The sequence below is a fragment of the Streptosporangium pseudovulgare genome (assembly GCF_014648055.1).
Lineage (GTDB): Bacteria > Actinomycetota > Actinomycetes > Streptosporangiales > Streptosporangiaceae > Streptosporangium > Streptosporangium pseudovulgare.
In genome coordinates this window covers 1-16,637 of record NZ_BMQJ01000026.1, presented here as the reverse complement: position 1 = coordinate 16,637, position 16,637 = coordinate 1, and the positions used below count along the sequence as shown (strand labels likewise).

The 16,637-nt window shown below is 73.7% G+C and carries 18 protein-coding genes and 1 pseudogene; 11 read left to right on the top strand and 8 right to left on the bottom strand.

What is annotated here, in order from left to right:
• Nucleotides 1-48: 48 nt before the first annotated feature.
• Nucleotides 49-1,038 carry a phosphate acyltransferase PlsX gene (gene plsX, locus IEZ10_RS34205; RefSeq protein WP_189250657.1) on the top strand — a complete coding sequence of 330 codons (990 nt, stop codon included), beginning with the start codon at nucleotides 49-51 and terminating at the stop codon, nucleotides 1,036-1,038.
• A 23-nt stretch (nucleotides 1,039-1,061) separates the two neighbouring features.
• Here plsX and IEZ10_RS34200 read toward each other — a convergent pair whose 3' ends face one another.
• Complete coding sequence (locus IEZ10_RS34200; protein ID WP_229811928.1) at nucleotides 1,062-1,718, bottom strand: spheroidene monooxygenase; 657 nt, start codon at nucleotides 1,716-1,718, stop codon at nucleotides 1,062-1,064.
• 40 nt (nucleotides 1,719-1,758) lie between these two features.
• On the opposite strand from IEZ10_RS34200, the gene IEZ10_RS34195 reads away from it, so the two are divergent.
• Nucleotides 1,759-2,400 carry a glycerol-3-phosphate acyltransferase gene (locus IEZ10_RS34195; protein ID WP_189250656.1) on the top strand — a complete coding sequence of 214 codons (642 nt, stop codon included), beginning with the start codon at nucleotides 1,759-1,761 and terminating at the stop codon, nucleotides 2,398-2,400.
• Here the strand turns inward: IEZ10_RS34195 and IEZ10_RS34190 are convergent.
• From IEZ10_RS34190 to IEZ10_RS34175, 4 genes are all read right to left on the bottom strand, one after another.
• On the bottom strand, nucleotides 2,342-3,574 hold the full coding sequence (locus IEZ10_RS34190; RefSeq protein ID WP_189250655.1) for a glycosyltransferase family 2 protein: 1,233 nt from the start codon (nucleotides 3,572-3,574) through the stop codon (nucleotides 2,342-2,344). The genes IEZ10_RS34195 and IEZ10_RS34190 overlap by 59 nt on opposite strands.
• Before the next feature lie 106 nt (nucleotides 3,575-3,680).
• Complete coding sequence (locus IEZ10_RS34185) at nucleotides 3,681-5,177, bottom strand: phytoene desaturase family protein (RefSeq protein WP_229811927.1); 1,497 nt, start codon at nucleotides 5,175-5,177, stop codon at nucleotides 3,681-3,683.
• 80 nt (nucleotides 5,178-5,257) lie between these two features.
• On the bottom strand, nucleotides 5,258-6,136 hold the full coding sequence (locus IEZ10_RS34180) for a carotenoid biosynthesis protein (protein WP_229811926.1): 879 nt from the start codon (nucleotides 6,134-6,136) through the stop codon (nucleotides 5,258-5,260).
• 136 nt (nucleotides 6,137-6,272) lie between these two features.
• Nucleotides 6,273-7,406, bottom strand: a complete 1,134-nt coding sequence (locus IEZ10_RS34175) for an FAD-dependent oxidoreductase (protein ID WP_189250654.1) — start codon at nucleotides 7,404-7,406, stop codon at nucleotides 6,273-6,275.
• Between the two features lie 262 nt (nucleotides 7,407-7,668).
• Here IEZ10_RS34175 and IEZ10_RS34170 point away from each other — a divergent pair, with 262 nt between their 5' ends.
• The 7 genes from IEZ10_RS34170 (at nucleotide 7,669) to IEZ10_RS34140 (ending at nucleotide 14,007) form a co-directional block, all read left to right on the top strand.
• Entirely contained in the window at nucleotides 7,669-8,058 is a 390-nt protein-coding gene (locus IEZ10_RS34170) for an ArsR/SmtB family transcription factor (RefSeq protein WP_189250653.1), read from the top strand.
• The gene (locus tag IEZ10_RS34165; RefSeq protein ID WP_189250652.1) at nucleotides 8,055-8,660 is read left to right on the top strand and encodes an SRPBCC family protein; all 606 of its coding nucleotides are present in this window, start codon (nucleotides 8,055-8,057) and stop codon (nucleotides 8,658-8,660) included. Before IEZ10_RS34170 ends, IEZ10_RS34165 begins: the two co-directional genes overlap by 4 nt.
• A 35-nt stretch (nucleotides 8,661-8,695) precedes the next feature.
• The gene (locus tag IEZ10_RS34160) at nucleotides 8,696-9,091 is read left to right on the top strand and encodes a VOC family protein (protein WP_189250651.1); all 396 of its coding nucleotides are present in this window, start codon (nucleotides 8,696-8,698) and stop codon (nucleotides 9,089-9,091) included.
• A 352-nt stretch (nucleotides 9,092-9,443) separates the two neighbouring features.
• Entirely contained in the window at nucleotides 9,444-10,100 is a 657-nt protein-coding gene (locus IEZ10_RS34155) for an RICIN domain-containing protein (protein ID WP_229811925.1), read from the top strand.
• Between the two features lie 92 nt (nucleotides 10,101-10,192).
• The gene (locus IEZ10_RS34150) at nucleotides 10,193-12,370 is read left to right on the top strand and encodes a M28 family peptidase (RefSeq protein ID WP_189250650.1); all 2,178 of its coding nucleotides are present in this window, start codon (nucleotides 10,193-10,195) and stop codon (nucleotides 12,368-12,370) included.
• A 197-nt stretch (nucleotides 12,371-12,567) separates the two neighbouring features.
• Nucleotides 12,568-12,990 (top strand): hypothetical protein, encoded by a 423-nt coding sequence (locus IEZ10_RS34145; RefSeq protein ID WP_229811924.1) that lies wholly within the window; start codon nucleotides 12,568-12,570, stop codon nucleotides 12,988-12,990.
• A gap of 453 nt (nucleotides 12,991-13,443) precedes the next feature.
• A complete protein-coding gene (locus IEZ10_RS34140; RefSeq protein ID WP_189250649.1) occupies nucleotides 13,444-14,007 on the top strand; it encodes an RICIN domain-containing protein in 564 nt (187 codons plus the stop codon).
• A gap of 64 nt (nucleotides 14,008-14,071) precedes the next feature.
• Here the strand turns inward: IEZ10_RS34140 and IEZ10_RS34135 are convergent, their stop codons facing one another.
• Complete coding sequence (locus tag IEZ10_RS34135) at nucleotides 14,072-14,620, bottom strand: AAA family ATPase (protein ID WP_189250648.1); 549 nt, start codon at nucleotides 14,618-14,620, stop codon at nucleotides 14,072-14,074.
• Nucleotides 14,621-14,714: 94 nt separating this feature from the next.
• Here IEZ10_RS34135 and IEZ10_RS34130 point away from each other — a divergent pair, with 94 nt between their 5' ends.
• Complete coding sequence (locus IEZ10_RS34130) at nucleotides 14,715-15,098, top strand: DUF6461 domain-containing protein (protein WP_268246406.1); 384 nt, start codon at nucleotides 14,715-14,717, stop codon at nucleotides 15,096-15,098.
• A gap of 243 nt (nucleotides 15,099-15,341) precedes the next feature.
• Here the strand turns inward: IEZ10_RS34130 and IEZ10_RS34125 are convergent.
• Nucleotides 15,342-15,425: pseudogene (locus IEZ10_RS34125) on the bottom strand (IS5/IS1182 family transposase); the annotation flags it as partial.
• Nucleotides 15,426-15,524: 99 nt separating this feature from the next.
• On the opposite strand from IEZ10_RS34125, the gene IEZ10_RS34120 reads away from it, so the two are divergent.
• Nucleotides 15,525-15,974: an HIT family protein gene (locus tag IEZ10_RS34120; RefSeq protein ID WP_189250646.1), complete on the top strand. Its 450-nt coding sequence runs from the start codon at nucleotides 15,525-15,527 to the stop codon at nucleotides 15,972-15,974.
• Nucleotides 15,975-16,147: 173 nt separating this feature from the next.
• Here IEZ10_RS34120 and IEZ10_RS34115 read toward each other — a convergent pair whose 3' ends face one another.
• Entirely contained in the window at nucleotides 16,148-16,543 is a 396-nt protein-coding gene (locus tag IEZ10_RS34115; protein WP_189250645.1) for a trypsin-like serine peptidase, read from the bottom strand.
• Nucleotides 16,544-16,637 lie beyond the last annotated feature (94 nt).

Sequence of the window (16,637 nt, the reverse complement as noted above, 5' to 3'; positions counted from 1 at the left end):
ACCCGCCGAGCCGGACACCGACATCACACCCTCGCGGAGGAGAACGCGATGCCCCAGCCTGTTGCCGTCGACGCCATGGGCGGAGACCACGGACCGGCCGAGACGGTCGGCGGGGCCGTCACGGCCATGCGCGAGCACGGCGTCCCCGTCGTGCTCGTCGGCCGCGCCGGGGAGATCCGCCGCGAGCTGGCGCACCACGGCGCCGTCGGCGAGATCGGCGTGGTGCACGCCGAGGACGTCGTCCCCATGGCCGAGCGGGGCGCCGGAGCCGTCAGCACCGCCGCCTCCGCGGTCTCCGCCACCTCCAGCCTCGGCGTCGCCTGCCAGCTCGTACGGCAGGGCACGGTCTCGGCGCTGGTGTCGGCCGGCTCCACCGGCGCGGTCGTCTCGTGCGCCATCCGGGGCATCGGCCGCGCCCCGAACGTGCTGCGCCCGGCCCTGGCGATCGCCCTGCCCACGACGGCCGGCGGGGCGACCGTGCTGATCGACGCCGGGGCGACCTCCGATCCCACACCCGAGATGGTCGCCCAGTTCGCGCTGCTCGGCGCCTCCTACGCCCGGCTCGTGCTCGGCGTGGCCGACCCGTCCGTGGGCCTGCTGTCGATCGGCTCCGAGCCGGGCAAGGGCAACCGGCTGACCCGGCGGGCGGGGGAGCTGCTGCCGGTCCTGCCGCTGCGCTTCCACGGCAACGTCGAGGGCCACGACGTGCTGGCCGGGACGACCGACGTGATCGTCACCGACGGCTTCACCGGCAACGTCGTGCTCAAGAACGTCGAGGGCTCCGTCCGCGCCACGCTCTCCCTGGTGGCGCGGACCGGCGCCGCGACGCCCGAGGCGCTGCGCGAGGTGGCCCGCCTCTACGACCCCGAGACCCACGGCGGTGCCGCGCTGCTCGGCCTCACCGGCACCGTCGTGGTCGCGCACGGCGCGTCCCGGGCGGCCACGATCGCCCGGGCCTGCGCCGTCGCGCGCGACCTCGCCGACGGCGGCGTCACCGACCGCGTCGGCGACCACCTGGCGGTGGAGCCGGTCAATTGACCGGCTCCACCGGCCGCCTCACGTCAGAGGCGGCCGGGGCCGCCGTGCCCGGCCAGGGGATCGGCGCCGTTCCAGGCGCCCTCGCTGCCGTACGGGGCGAACCGGGCGAACAGCTCCTCCGAGTACCAGCCCTCGGCCCGCGTCCGTCTGACCACCCGCCGGTGCGCCGCCCCCCGGTAGGCGAAGTCGCGCACCGCGTCGGCGTCCCGCCACAGGGAGAACGTCGCCTGCCGGGCCAGCGGCCACTCGCCGACGCCGACCGAGGCCAGGCACCCCTCCTGCTCGGCCAGCAGGCGGTCCACCCGGGGGACCGACCGGTAGAACGCCACCAGCCGGGAGGGCCGGATCGCCGCCCGGGTCAGCACCGCGACCGGCCCGCCCGTGGCCGTCCCGGGCGGGAGGCCGAACGGGTCGGCGCCGCCCCACCGGCCGCGGGACGACAGCGGCCGGAGCCGCACCCGCCACGACTCCAGCGCCTCCGCGCGCCAGCGCGCCGCCACCGGCGAGCCGGCCAGGAAGCCGTCCAGGGCCGCCTCCTCCCGCCAGACCGCCAGCAGCGCCCAGCGACGCAGGTCGGCGCCCAGGCTCATCGACGCGCCCCGGCCCGTCCCCAGCAGCCGCCAGAACACCAGCCCGGGGGTGCGCCCCAGCACCGGCCGGTCGAACGCCATGTGCTTCATAGCGCCCATGTCCGCATATCTCGTGAGATGGAAAGAAGCGATGACTCCTCCGCCCGGCTCACCCGGCCTGCCCGTCGCGCTCGCGGTGCTCGTCTCGGTCATCGGCGGCTACCTTCTCGGCTCGGTGCCGGTCGCGGTGCTCGTCGCCCGGGCGCACGGCCTCGACCCCCGGGAGGCGGGCGACCGGAACCCCGGCTTCTGGAACGTCATGGAACTGCTGGGCCGGCGGGCGGCGGTACCGGTCTTCGCCGGCGACATGCTCAAAGGCGTCCTCGCCGGGCTGCTCGCCCTGGCGGTCACCGGAGGGCGGCTCACCTGGCCCGGCGGGGTCACCGCCGCCGGCGCCGTCCCGGTGTACCTGGCGGTGGCCGCCGCGATGGCCGGCCACGCCTGGCCGGTGTTCGCCGGGTTCCGGGGCGGCCGGTCCGTCCTCACCTTCGCGGGCGGCTTCGCGGTGATCTGCCCGCCCGCGTTCCTGCTCGGCGTCGCGGCCCTGGTCGTGACGACCCTGGTCACCCGGTCCTTCGCCGCCGGCGCGCGGGTCGGCGTGTTCGGCCTGCCGGTGCTGCAGCTCCTGCTCGCCCCGGTCGGGTACGTGGCGGCCACCGGGGCGCTGATGTGCCTCATCGGCCTGCGCTTCGGGCAGGCGTCCCGGGCCGGACGGGCGTCCCGGCCGTCGTGACCCCGGCGGTGTCCGGAGCCCGGCCACCGGGCGCCCCGGACACGCTCCCGGCTCCGTCCCCGGCCCGCGCGCCGGTCGCCTCCCGTGTCCGGCCCGGCCGCCCCCCGGCGGCGTCCGGGTAGACGCGGCCCCGCCAGCGGCGTACCGGCCGCAGCGTCGCCTGCGTCAGCCGCAGCGCCGCCAGCGGGTCCAGCAGCGGGGAGAGCGGCACACCCGGCCCCGGCCGGACGTAGCTGCCGCGCAGCGCCCCGGTCAGCAGCAGCCGTACGGCCAGCAGCCCCGCGTCCAGCCCGGTCGGCCGCCCGGCCGCCAGCCGCAGCACCGGCAGCGCGGCGGTCAGCCACACCACGGCCAGGTCGGCGGCCCGCCGCCCGGGAGACGTGACGTCGCGCAGCGGCAGCGACCGCCCCCACTCCCGCCACACCTCCGCCGCCGAGGAGTGCATGTCCACCTCGAGCAGGCCTCCGGCCTCCAGGAACCCCACCGACCAGCCGCCGGCCGCCAGCTCCCGGGCCAGCGCCACGTCGTCGGTCATGTGCCCGCGCACCCGGGTGAACCCGTCCGCCGCGAGCATCGCCGTACGGCGGAAGGCCATGCACTGGCCGTTGGCCATCACGCGGTGCGGCGGCGGGGGAGCGGACGGGCCGACGGGACCGAGCCGGTAGACCAGCGTCGCCAGGAACGACGCGTGCAACGCCTGCTCGGCCACCCCGTCGCAGACGAACCTCGGGCCCGCGCTCACCAGGTCGTAGCGGTCCAGCGCGGCCGACAGCGCGCCGAACAGCCCCGGCTTCGGCCGGGTGTCGGCGTCGAGGGTCACCACGACGTCCCCCGAGGCCGCCCGGACGCCCTGCCGCAACGCCCACTGCTTGCCCACCCAGCCCGCGGGCGGCGGCTCACCCGCGACGACCCTCGCCCCCAGCCCGGCGGCCAGCCGTGCCGTGCCGTCGGCCGACTCGTCGTCGACGACGATCACCTCCGCCACGGCCGGATCGGCCAGCACCGCCGCCAGGCACGGGGCGATGCGGTGCTCCTCGTCGCGGGCGGGGATCACCACCGAGACCCGCCCGGCGCCGGCGACGGGCGCCAGCGGGGGCAGCCGGTCACGTCCCCGCGCCAGCCGCACCGCCACGACCACCGCGGCCGCGGCCTGCGCCGCGGTGAGGAGCCTCATCCGGTGAGTCCCTTCGATACGGGGGTCCCCGGCACGGCGGTTCCCGGTACGGCCGTTCCCGGGACGACTCCCGGCACGATCTTCGACGCGGCTTCCGGCGTGGTGCTCAATACGGGAAGTCCTCCTCCACCAGCGAGGCGACGATGCGCCCGCCCATCGCCACCAGCGGCAACCCGCCGCCCGGATGCGCCGAACCGCCGACCAGGTACAGACCGCGCCGCGGCCCCCGGTTGCCGGGGCGGCGGAAGGCGGACAGCCGCCCGGAGTAGGCGCCGCCGTAGATCGACCCGCCCCAGGAGCCGTAGCGTTCCCGCAGGTCGGCCGGGGTGAACAGGTCCACGAACCGCAGCCGTCCGGACAGGTCGTGTCCCCGGGCGGCCAGCCGCTCCAGCACCAGGTCCCGGTACGCCTCCGGCGTCATCGGCCACCGGCCCGGGGCGCGGGCCGGGACGTTGACCAGCATCGTCCAGTTCTCCGTGCCCTCCGGCGCCTGCGTCGCATCGTGCACCGCCGAGCAGCCGATGTAGACGGTCGGGTCGGCGGGCGGCACCCGCCGGTCGAAGATGTCGCCGAACTCCCGCTCGTAGTCGGCCGAGAAGACGACGGAATGGTGCGCCAGCCCCTCGGTCCGGCCCTCCACCCCCGCCAGCAGCAGGAACGCCGACGACGACGTGCCCAGCCGGGCGATGCGCCGCAGCCGCCGCCGGTCCGGCATCAGCCGCCCGTACAGCGCCGCCGCGTCGGTGTTGGCCACCACGACGTCGGCGCGGTCCCGCTCGCCGGAGGCCAGCCGTACGCCCGTGACCCGCGTGCCGTCGTCCAGCACGTCGAGCACCTCGGCGCCGAGACGGACCTCCACGCCCGCCCTGTCCAGCAGCGCGGCCAGCGCGTCGGCGATGCGGGGCAGGCCGCCCGGCACGTACCAGCCGCCCTCGCCGTGCTCGATCCCCGGGATGCAGGCCAGCGCCGCCGGGGCCCGGTAGGGGCTGGAGCCCGCGTAGGTCGCGTAGCGGCCGACGTACCGGCGCATCCGGGGGTCGGTGAAGAACCGCCGGGCCAGCCCGGCCACCGTACGGCCCGGCGCGACCGCCGTCAGGTCCGACAGGCGGGCCCCGCCGGACGGTGGCCGGGCCGGCGGCCAGGAGGGGAGGAGGGGGCCGGCGAAGAACGCCCGCCGGGCCGCCACGAAGCAGTCCCGCGCCCAGTCGTGGAAGGCCAGCCAGTTGCGGCCCTCACCCGGGGCCAGCCGGTCCACCTCCGCCGCCATCCGGCCCGGGTCGCGCCGGGCCGACAGCGTCGAGCCGTCGGCGAAGCGGTAGCGGCACAGCTCGTCCAGCTCCACCAGGTCCAGCTCCAGGCCGAGGCCGGTGAACACCTCGGGCAGCGTCAGCAGGGACGGGCCGATCGAGAAGGTGAAACCGTCCCGGACGTGCTCGGCCAGCTTGCCGCCCAGCCGGTCACGCTGCTCGTACAGCCGCACCCGGTGCCCGCGCCGGGCCAGCAGCAGCGCCGACACCATGCCGCCCACCCCGCCGCCGACCACGACCACCTCGGCCGCCCGCTCCGCCGATCCCGCCACCCCGGCCGCCCTTCCCCCGCTCACCGCCGCTTCCGCCGCCCCTCCGCGCTCTCCGCCGCTCTTCTTCCGGTCCCCGTCCTCTTCGCGGTCCGGGCCCCGGGGCGTCACGCCGGTCCCGCCCGGCGTCCGCGCCACCACGCCAGTACGGCGAACACGCCCATGCACGCCCCTCCCGTCGCCGCCACCAGCCGGTCCGGCGGGTCGAACACCGCCGCGAACCCGACGGTCTCCATGAACGCCATCACCGCGTAGACGGACCGCAGCCCGGCGCTCCGCGCCGCCGGGTCGGCCACGATGACGTTGATCAGCACCATGACCAGCGCCGACACCAGCAGCCAGCCGGCGAAGTTGCTCAGCGGGACACCCCGGTACGGCCCGTCGTCGTGCCACACCCACAGGTCCAGCCGGAGCATCTGCGGGTCGAGGAACAGGTCCCAGGCGGTCAGCGCCGCCGCCCCCGCGGCGACCCGCGCGGCCCTGCCGTACGCCGTCGCCGCAGGGAAGACGGCCGCGGCCGTCGCGTGGGCCGCCAGCCCCATGCCGCCCCAGGCCAGTGCCACGATCACCGGCACCGAGCCGAGCTGCGGCCGTAACACGCCGGTGTAGTGGTACGGGCCGAACGGCAGGCCGGTCCGGATGCCGATCCACTCCGCGGCGTATCCGCTGAGGACCGCCGCGGCGAACGCCGCGACCGCCCTCGGGAAGGTGTGGGCCCGCGCCGCGAAGGCCACCGCGCTCGCCGCCAGCAGGAGCACCACCACGCTGGTCAGCAGGATCGGCCGCGGCTGCGGCCCGGACGCGACCTGGGCCGCGACCATCGCCAGGAGCAGGGCGCAGCCGAGCGGGCCGAGCACCCGTGGACCGCCGGCGACCGGCGACCCCTCCCGCGCGGCGGGTCTCCCGGCGGCCCGCATCCCCTCCGTCGCGTCTCCCGCCGCGCCGAGACCGGATCTTCCCCTGTCCACCTGTTGGCTGTGCCCCATGCAAGGTCATTCGAGCGGTGGCCCAGGGTCAGATTCACTTCTGGGATCGGAAAATCGTTCCCGCCGGGGCCGGTACGGGCCGGGACCCGCGCGAGTACCGCCACCCCGTCCTGACCACCTTGGCTGTGGGGGACGGTCAGTGGACGTCGGCGGTGGCGAAGTCGGGCAGCTCGGTGGACAGCAGCTCTTCGGCGCCGCCGTCGAGGAGCCGGGCCATCTCCGTGGAGCGGGGGAGCATGGTCTTCTCGTAGGCGCGGACGGCTTCGCCGACGGTGTCGTGGCGGGCGATGGCGAGGGCGAGTTCGCAGGCGTCCAGCATGGCGAGGTTGACGCCGACGCCGAGCGGGGGCATGAGGTGGGCGGCGTCGCCGAGCAGGGTCACCGTGGGGTCGTGCTCCCAGGTGTGGGGGACGGGCAGGGCGAAGATCGGGCGGTCGACGTAGGGGCCGTCGTTGTCGGTGATCAGCCGGCGCAGGCGGGGCGACCAGTCGCGGTAGCGCTCCAGGAGGAGGGCGCGGATGCCGTCGGTGGCCTGGGGGGTGAGACCGCCGGCGGTGATCCAGTCGGCCGGGACGCGCTGGATGATGTAGACGCGGATGTGGTCGCCGCCGTTGCGCTGGGCGAACAGGCCGCGGTCGCCGTCGGCCGCGGCGGCGCCGCCCTGGCCGACGAGTTCGGCGATGTCGGGGTGCCGGGTCGTGACGTCCTGGAACCAGGCTTCCAGGAAGCTCACGCCGCTGTAGCGGGGGGTGGCCTGGGAGACGGCGCGGCGGACCTTGGACCAGGCGCCGTCGGCGCCGATGACGAGGTCGGCTTCGACGGTGGTGCTGTCCGTGAAGTGCAGCCGCCGGGGGCCTCCGGCGGGGCCGCCGACGGTCTGCAGGGTGTGGCCCCAGTGCACGGTGCCGGGCTGAAGCGAGTCGAGCAGCAGGTCGCGCAGCCGGCCGCGGTCGATTTCCGGCTTGAACAGCTCGTCCTGCGCGGGGACGTGATGGAAGAGGATCGTGCCGGCCGGGTCCATCTGGCGCATCTCCTGACCCTCGGGCCGGGCCAGCCGGAAGAACTCCTCCAGGAGGCCGGCTTCGCGTAGGGCGATCTGGCCGTTGTCGGCGTGCAGGTCGAGGGTGCCGCCCTGGTCGCGGGTGGCGGGTCCGGCGTCGCGGTCGTGGACGGCGGCGGTGATGCCGTGCCGCTGAAGGATGCGAGCGCAGGTCAGGCCGCCGGGGCCGGCTCCGATGATGGCGATGCGGGGTGCCGGGGCGGTGTTCATGGTGGTGCTCCGTTCGTTCCGTGCGGCAGTGCCGTGACTGCCGTGCTGAAGGGATGCCTGGGTCAGGGGCACGGCGGGATCTCGCCGGGAGGAAACGGCGGCCGGGCGGTGCCCCGGAACCGCCGCTCCAGAAAAGCACACCAGATCAATAAGTGCAACAGATAAACTTTTCAATCGGATCAACCAATGCTTGGACTCTCGGCTCCGGAGAAAACAAAGCATGCGCCTTGACTTATATAAGCATTGCCTGAATCATTGTCGCGTGCACGCATTCGACGTCCTCGGGGACCCGGTCCGGCGCCGGATCCTGGAGCTGCTGGCCGACGGTGAGCTGAGCTCCGGCGAGGTGACCGCCGTGATCAGAGACGAGTACGGGATCTCCCAGCCGGCGGTCTCCCAGCACCTGCGGGTGCTGCGCGACAACGGTTTCGCCAGGGTGCGGGCCGAGGGCACCAGGCGGCTGTACGCCGTCGAAGCGGCGCCGCTGCGGGAGGTCGACATGTGGCTGGACCGCTTCCGCCGGTTCTGGGAGCAGCGTCTCGACGCGCTGGCGACCGAACTGGCCCGCGGCAGGCGCGAGCGCCGCATCGCCGACGGCCCCGGCCCTGAGGAAGATCACGAGGAAGACCCCGGACACGAGGAGAACCGATGAAGGACATCGTCAACGAGATCGGCCTCGCCCACCGGGAGGTGGGAGCGGACGGCGAGACCAGGACCATCCTGGTCCGGCGCCGCTACCACGCCGAGGTCAAGGACGTCTGGGACGCCATCACCACCGCCGACCGCATCGCCCGCTGGTTCTCCCCGGTCACCGGCGACCTGCGGGAAGGCGGCCACTACCAGATCCAGGGCAACGCCGGCGGCGAGATCCTCACCTGCGAGCCGCCCCACCACCTGAAGCTCACCTGGGTCTTCGGCGGCGGAACCTCCGAGGTCGAGGTACGGCTGGCCGAGGACGGCGACGCCACGCTGCTGGAGCTGCGCCACACCGCCGCCGTCCCGCCGGAGATGTGGGACGAGTACGGACCCGGAGCCGTCGGCCTCGGCTGGGACCTGGCGCTGCTGGGCCTGGTCCTGCACCTGCGGACGGGCAGGTCGGTCTCGGACCCCGACGGCTTCGGCCGTACCCCCGAGGGCGCGGACTTCATCGCGGCCAGCGGCCGCGCCTGGGGCGAGGCCCACCGCGCCGCCGGGGCCACCGAGGAACAGGCCACCGCGGCGGCCGAGCGGACCATCGCCTTCTACACCCCCTGAACCGCTTTCCACACCCGCTGAGAGGAACCCGCGCGATGACGCAGAAGATCACCACTTTCCTGATGTTCGAGGGCGCCGCCGAGGAGGCGATGACGTTCTACACCTCGCTGTTCGACGACGCGGAGATCCTCGACATCACCCGCTACGGCTCCGAGGGCCCCGGCAAGGAGGGCACCGTGCAGCACGCCACGTTCAGCCTGGCGGGCCAGGAGTACATGGCCATCGACAGCTCGGTGTCGCACGGCTTCACCTTCACCCCGGCGGTGTCGCTGTACGTCCAGTGCGACTCCGACGCGGAGATCGAGCGGCTGTACGCGGCGCTGTCGGAGAAGGGTGGCACCATGATGCCGCTCGACTCCTACGGCTTCAGCAAGCGCTTCGCCTGGGTCGCGGACCGCTTCGGCGTCTCCTGGCAGCTCAACCTCGCCTGACCAGGCGCCTCCCGCGCGGGCCCGCCGTACCGGAACCTCCGGCACGGCGGGCCCGTGTCCGTCCGTGCCCGCGGACCCGGTACGACGGGGCCCGTATCCGCTCACACCCGTGACCCGGTACGGCATGGCGTCACCGGGTGCGCGCCGCCACCTGTTACAACGAGAGGCGTCGTCCTGTCGCGGGACCGCCACGCCGAAATCCACGATCGCCGGGGCCTCCTCCCGCCTCCGCGCTCCGGGCGGCTCGGCCTCACGCGCGCCCGTTTCCCCGTCCCGCGCGAGCGTGCTTCCGGCAGGCACGGACACGCGCGGCCGGAAGTACGAAACGACCGCTCGTCCACGGGAGGAACCCATGACCGTCCACCGCCGCGCCCTCGCCGTCACGGCCCTTCTCGCTTCGGCGCCGCCCGCCCTGGCCTCCCTGACCCCGGCGCTCCCGGCCGCCGCCCTCGCCGCCGCCGTACCCGTCGCTCCGGCCGGGATCGAGTCCGGGACCGGGACCGAGTCCGGGGCAGGGACCGCAGCCGGGGCAGGGGCGGGGGCCGCCGGCCGCCGCCCGGCACAGCTCACCGTGATGCTGGTGAACGCGCAGACCGGCAAGTGCCTGACCATCGCCGGGGGCGTGAGCGCGGAGAACAACGTCCAGGCCGTTCAGTACGCCTGTGACACCCACCCGTCCCGCCGCTGGTTCCTCACCGACGTGACCGGAACCGGCCAGTACCAGGTGCGCAACGTCAACACCGGCAAGTGCCTGACCATCGCCGGGGGCGTCAGCACGGCCAACAACGTCACGGCCGTGCAGTACACCTGCGACAGCAACCCCTCGCGCCGCTGGACCCTGATCGACGTCACGGGCAGCGGCCAGTACCAGCTGCGCAACGCGCAGACCGGCAAGTGCCTGACCATCGCGGGAGGCGTGAGCACGGCCGACAACGTCGAGGCCGTGCAGTACGACTGCGACGACCACCCCTCGCGCCGCTGGACCCTGAACCTGACCGGCGCCCTGTAGGACGCACCGGCCCGGTGTAGTCACTTCGATGTAGGCCGAGATCGTTCTCCGGAGCCTGGAGGCGGCCGTCTTCGGCTCATAACGTCGATGACGTGACCAGGAAAGCGTTGTTCGGCCTGGCGGCTCTCGTCGCCGTCGTGGCCCTCACGGTGTGGGCCCAGTCGCCGGGAACCAGGGCCGCCACGGCCTTCGACGGCTCCAGGGCTTTCACCGACGTTCAGGCCATCGCCCGCGCACCGCACCCCGTCGGCACGTCCGAGCACGACCGGGTGCGTGAGTACCTGGTCGCCGAGCTGCGGAGGCTCGGCCTCGACGTACGCGTCCAGGAGGGCGTCGGCGTGCTCCCGCTGGACCACGACGGCGTCGTCCCCATGGGCCGGGTCCGCAACATCGTCGCCGAGCGCCCCGGCACCGCGCCCACCGGCCGGCTGGTGGTCGCCGCGCACTACGACTCCGTACCGGGCGCTCCCGGCGCCTCCGACGACGGCGCCGGGGTGGCCACCCTGCTGGAGGTCGCCAGGAGACTCCCCGAATCCACCCGCAACGACCTGGCCTTCCTGCTGACCGACGGCGAGGAGGCCGGCCTGCTCGGTGCCGCCGCCCTGCCCCCCGGCGGGCGCACCGTGGTGCTCAACAACGAGGCCCGCGGCAACCGCGGCGCCGTGATGATGTTCCGCGCCTCCGGAGACTCGGGGCCCCTGGTCGACGTGTACGGCTCGGCCGCACCGCATCCCATGGCGGACTCCGGATTCGCGGCCGTCCTCTCCCTGCTGCCGAACAACACCGACTTCTACGTCTTCGAGAAGAACGGCTGGCTGGGCCTCGACTCCGCCTACAGCGGAGGCGGGGCGTACTACCACACGCCGCTGGACGATCCCGCGCATCTGTCGCGGGCCAGCCTGCAGCAGATGGGCGACAACACGCTCGCCGTGGCGCGGGTACTGGCCGATGCCGACCTGGAACGGCTGCGGGGCGGTGAGTCCGTCCACTTCACGATCCCGTGGCTGCTGGTGCGGTATCCGGCCTGGCTGGAGCTGCCGATCGCGCTGGGCGGGCTGGTACTGGCGGGGACTCTCCTGGCGGTGTCGCGGCGGCGGGGGCTGATCCGGCTGCCCAGGACCGCGGCGGCGGCCGGACTCGGGCTGGTCCCGGTACTGGTGGCCGGGGCGGCGGGGTTCTTCCTCTGGCCGCTGCTCGGGATGCTGCGGCTCGAGTACGCCGGAATGTTCACCGGCGACCCGTACCGGCCCTGGCCGTACCAGGGAGCACTGGCGGCCCTGGTCGTGGCGCTGACCGCGGCGTGGTGGGCGCTCGCGCGCCGGATCACCGGCGAACGGGAGCCGGCCGTCGGGGGAGTGCTGCTGGTGGCGCTGCTCGGGGTGGCCTCCGCGGTGCTGCTCCCCGGTGGGTCGCACACGCTGGTGTGGCCGGCGCTGTTCGCCTCCGCCGGCGGGCTGGCGGCGGAGGCCGTGCGGTCCAGGGGCACCGCGCTCACCCCGGGGTCCGCGCCGGGGGCGACCCCGCGGTTCAGGAGCGTCGCGCTCACCCTGGGGCTCGTGCCGGCGGCCGTCCTGCTCGGCGGCGGGGCGGTGCTCGGATTCGACATCGGGCTGGAACTCGGCGGCGTGCAGGCCGGGCTGTACCTGGCCCTGTTCCTGCTCCTGCTGTCGCCTCTCCTCCAGCACGTCCGCGTCACGGCCGTGGCGGTCGCGGCGTCCACGGCGGCGGCGGTGCTCCTGGCGGCGGGGCCGGCCGTGGACCGGTTCGACTCCGAGCATCCCCGGCAGGCCCACCTGGCCTACGCCCTCGACACCGGATCGGGCACCGCCGTCTGGGGCGAACCGGGCGCCACCTCCCCTGACAGTGCGCGGTACTTCGGCGAGGACGGATACGGCACGCGACCCGCGCCCGTGGCCCGGCTGGCGGAGCCCCGGCTGACCGTGGTCAGATCGGGCCCGGGGCCAGGGGCGGGACGGCGGGTCGTGGTACGGCTCACGCCGTCCGGAGACGCGCCCGTCGTCGGGCTCAGCCTGGAGCGGGCCGTACCCGTCAGCGTGGACGGCAGGGCACTGGGGAGGCGGAAGGGGTTCGCCTACCACGCCCCGCCCGCCGGAGGGGTGGAGGTGACGCTGGACCTGCCCGCCGGGCGCTCGGCCGTACGGGCGTTCCAGGAGGTGTACGACCTGTCGGTGGTGCCCGGCTTCCGGCCCGCACCCGACACGGCCTACCTGCGTCCCTCGGCCGTCGCCTTCCGCGTCCACCGGCTGTGACGGGTCCGGCCGGCCGGGACACCGGCGGCATGAGCGGCGAGTATCGCCCGACGGGCATGGCCCTGTCGAGGTGATCCCGGGGATCGCGATGCATCGTCACACGTGGCCGAGGAGCCGGCGGACGAGCGCGGATGCTCGTGAACTTTCCACCCCGCGGAAGCGACGAACCATGTAGTCGACCATTACGGAGGCCGTTGATGATTTCGTCCCTCGCCGTGGAACCGCCGTCGGGCCGCCCGAGCCGATCACGGCGGCTGAAGGGCCTCGGGCTGGTCGTTCTCGGCGTCGTGCTGGGGATGGTGCTGAGCGTGGCGCTGGCCGTCGCGGCGAGGTGGCCGCGGTTCGAGGTGGTCTACCGCAGCGACCAGCCGGCCACCGTGACCTACGGCGACGATTCGAAGCACCTGCTGGGTCTGGTCCGCAGGAGCACCCTTCTCGGCGAGACGCATCTGATCGTCGTCGGCCGGGATCCCGGCTTCTCCTACGGGCACCTGGTGGGCATCGAGACGTCCGCCGGCACCGTGAGGACCACCGAGTGGACGACCGCCGGGGTGCGGGTGGCTTTCGACACCGGGCACGAGCTGTTCATCCCCGCCCGATACTTCATCGGCGGCCGGTGACCCGCGCCGGGCGGCCTCGCCCGCGACTCGCTCCGAGCCGTAACCGGTCAGGCCGGGAGAGCCGGTAGCCGGTCGGCGGGGAGAGCCGGACGCGCGGCGCGATGTTCCCGGCATATGCCGCCCGCCGGGGCGGCGCACCGTGCCGCACCGCCCCGGGTGCCCGCTCGTCTGCCCTGGTCACGGCATGTCGCCACCTGAAAGATCGTCTTCCGGTGTTACAACTGAGCGTCGCCCGGTTGCGGGGCCGCCCGACCACACGATCCACGGGCATCCTCCCGGGCCCGGCAGGCCGGGGCGACCCGGTTCCGCGTACCCGGTGCCCGCGCACGCTTCCCCGCGTGCGCGGGCACCGGTCTGCCGGAGACCTCCGCCGCCGCGCCAGCGGCGGGTCGACGGACGCGGGCCGGAACGCCGTGACCACGAAACGACCAGCTCATCCACGGGAGGAACCCCATGGCCGTTCTCCGCCCAGTCCGCCGCTCCGCCCTGACCCTCGTCACCGCCGCCGCCCTGTTCGTTCCGGTGCTCCCGGCCGCGGCCTGCTCCCAGGCCGACCCCGCCGCCGACGTCTCCCCGGAGGGCCAGCAGGCGGCGGCCGTGACCGGGATGCTGGTGAACGGGCAGACCGGCAAGTGCCTGACCGTCGCCGGAGGCGGGCGCGCGACCGACAACCTCCGGGCGGCGCAGTACGAGTGCGACGCCTACCCGACCCGCCAGTGGACCATGACGGACGCGACGGGCACCCGCCAGTACATGCTGCGGAACGCCCAGACGGGCAAGTGCCTGACCATCGCCGGGGGCGCCAGCACCGCCAACAACTACACCGCCGTGCAGTACACCTGCGTCGACCACCCCGCGTTCCGCTGGATGTTCTGGGGTACGGCCGGCGCCCGCCAGTACCAGCTGAAGAACGTGCAGACCGGCAAGTGCCTGACCATCGGCCCGGACGGCAGCACCGCCGTCCAGTACACCTGCGACAAGCAGCCCTCACGCATGTGGGGCGTGCGCTACATGTGAGCCGGGCCGACCGGCACACCGGCCGGGTGGGCGGTCCGGACACACGAGCCGCCCGCCCGGCCGTTCACCGAGGCTCGCCGGCGCCGCCCCGCGGCCGGGAGGACAGGCCGGTCTCGCGCAGGATCCGCCGTACGGTCTCCTCCCGCGAGCTGTCCTCCCCGATGATCGTTTCGGAGCCGTCCCGGAGGAGATCCCGCGGCCGGTACCACCGGCGCATCTCGGCCTCGCCGTACATCCCGGCCTGCGGTTTGGTGGCGTGCCGCCGCAGGGTCTCGTCGAAGGACACATCCAGGTAGTAGAAGTGCGCGGGGCCGCGGTGGTCGGCGCGCAACGCCTGGAGCATCCGCTCGTAGCGGTCGGCGTACAGCATGCCTTCGAGCAGGACGTGGTACCCCCGGTCGAGGGAGTAGCGGGCGATGACGTCGATGAGCCCGATGTTCGACCCTCCCGGAACGCCGCGCTCCCGCAGGATGTCGCGCCGTACGACGTCCTGGCCGATCACGGCCAGGTCCCGGTCACGGGTGACCTGTAGAGCCCGGGCGACGCTGGACTTGCCCGAGGCGGAGTTGCCCCGCAGCACGATGAGACGGGTGTGCGGCGAACCGACGCGCATCGTCACAGCGTAATGACGCGGTTCGGCCTTGTGGCGCACCCGGGTCCGGCCGGTCGCGGCGTCACCCGGAGGGCCAGGAGATCACGATTTCGACGTGGCGCTCGGCCACCACGGAGCTGCCGCGGGACCGTACGGCTGTTCCCGCCGGAACCCTGGACGAGGTGCAGCGGGAACGTCGGCCGGGACGGCGACAGCCGCCGTGTTCCGCAACGTCAACCACGACCAGATATTCACCCACTGGGTCGGGGGCCGGGAGATCCTCACCTTCGACCCGCGGTTCCCCTCCGACTCGCGCGGCGGGGAGGACCCGGACCGTCACCTCGCCGAGATATGCGTCCTCGGGCTGGTCACCGAGAACGGCGAGGACGGCCCGGACGCGGGCGTGCACCGCGCCCTGGCGCGGGCCGCGCACCTCACCGGCATGCACGTCACCGAGCATCCCCGGGACGGCGCCGTTCACGGCGTCCTCGACCACTGATCCGTCGCCGCGGCCGATGGCCTGCCGTCAACGAAGTTGCTACCAGGTACACGCGATCGCATTGAGCCTGGTCAGCAGCTTCCGTTGCCGAGCGGAAGACCCGACGGAACGACAGTGTCGTCCGATGACGCCATGCTCACCACCAGGTCCAACGTGATCGCGTGTACCTGGTGACACGAGTCTTAACGGCACCCCTAAGCCGGTGATCATGGCGTCTAGAGGTTGTCCCGTATGGAGTTGGGGTTATCCCGTGAGGGCCATGTTGTGAAGGCGTGCAACGCCGAGCATGGCCAGGTGAACACCGTTGCCCTTGAGTCGGCAGTCCCGCCGTTATCTGGGGTTGTCAAGCGAACGAGCTGGTCAGCCGCTTGAAGATCGTTAAGGCATGTAAGGCAAGTAGGCTGGCCGGATGCGATCATTGCGTGGATGAGCGACTGCACCTTCTGCAAGATCGTGGCCGGTCTGTTGCCGTCCTATCGGGTCCTCGAAGATGAGCACACGCTTGCGTTCCTGGACATCAGACCTGCGTCCGCGGGACACACACTGGTGGTTCCGCGCGTGCATGCGCGCGACGTGTGGGAGATCTCCAGGACCTCTCACGGCGAGGTCGCCGACATGGTGCATCGCGTCGCCGCCCTGCTGAAGACGACCCTTGCCCCCGAGGGCGTGACCGTGAAGCACAACACCGGCGAGGCCGCCGGCCAAGACGTCTTCCACTACCACGTGCATGTGGTCCCGCGCCGGCGCGGGGACGGTCTGCTTCTGACATGGGGCTCCCCGCCTGCCCCGGCCCACGAGCTGGAGCAGGTCTTGGAGCGGCTCATCACGGCCATCCGCTCGGGTCGGTGCCATCAGCCGCAAAGTAGCTGTGAGTAACTAGGCGATCCCGGACGGCTTGACATGAAAGCTGTCAGCGAGCAACACCGCCTGCGGAAACGTCCCTGCCGTCGTTATCGCGGTGGGGAGCGCCGGACTCATCCCCGAACGCCCGGGCCGAAACCCGATAGCGGGCACTGCCGACGTCACTCGCTGTGGCCCGCGGCAACGCTCTACTTTGGGGCTCCTCCCGGGTTCAGCGCTCCGGCTGGCTGCCACAGCTCCGCCGGACGGTCCTCGCGCTGGGCGAAGGAGGGCAGGCCCCAGCTCTCACAGCGGATACCGGGCCGGTAGGTGATCGTGCGGCCCCACCGCACCACCCCACCCTCCGGCGGCTCCCAGGCCGGGTCGTCGACGGCCACCAGCGCGGCGTCGTCGCGGCCGCCGGGCGTACCGGCCCACACCACCGCACCACCGAACACCCCCGCCCGCCCGGGGTGGAAGATCCGCACGGCGGCGCCGGCCGGGCCGGTCACGTGCGCCGAGGTCAGCACCAACCTCGGCGCGACCACATACCCCGACCCCCGCCCACCGGAACCGGTGACACCGACGACTCGCTGCACCTGCATGCCCTTCCACCCTCCCCGTCGCCCGCCGTGCGTCACGGCCCGGCCGAACCGGCCATCTCGTGAGGTCAGCGGCCCAGGTGCCCCGCCACCTCAC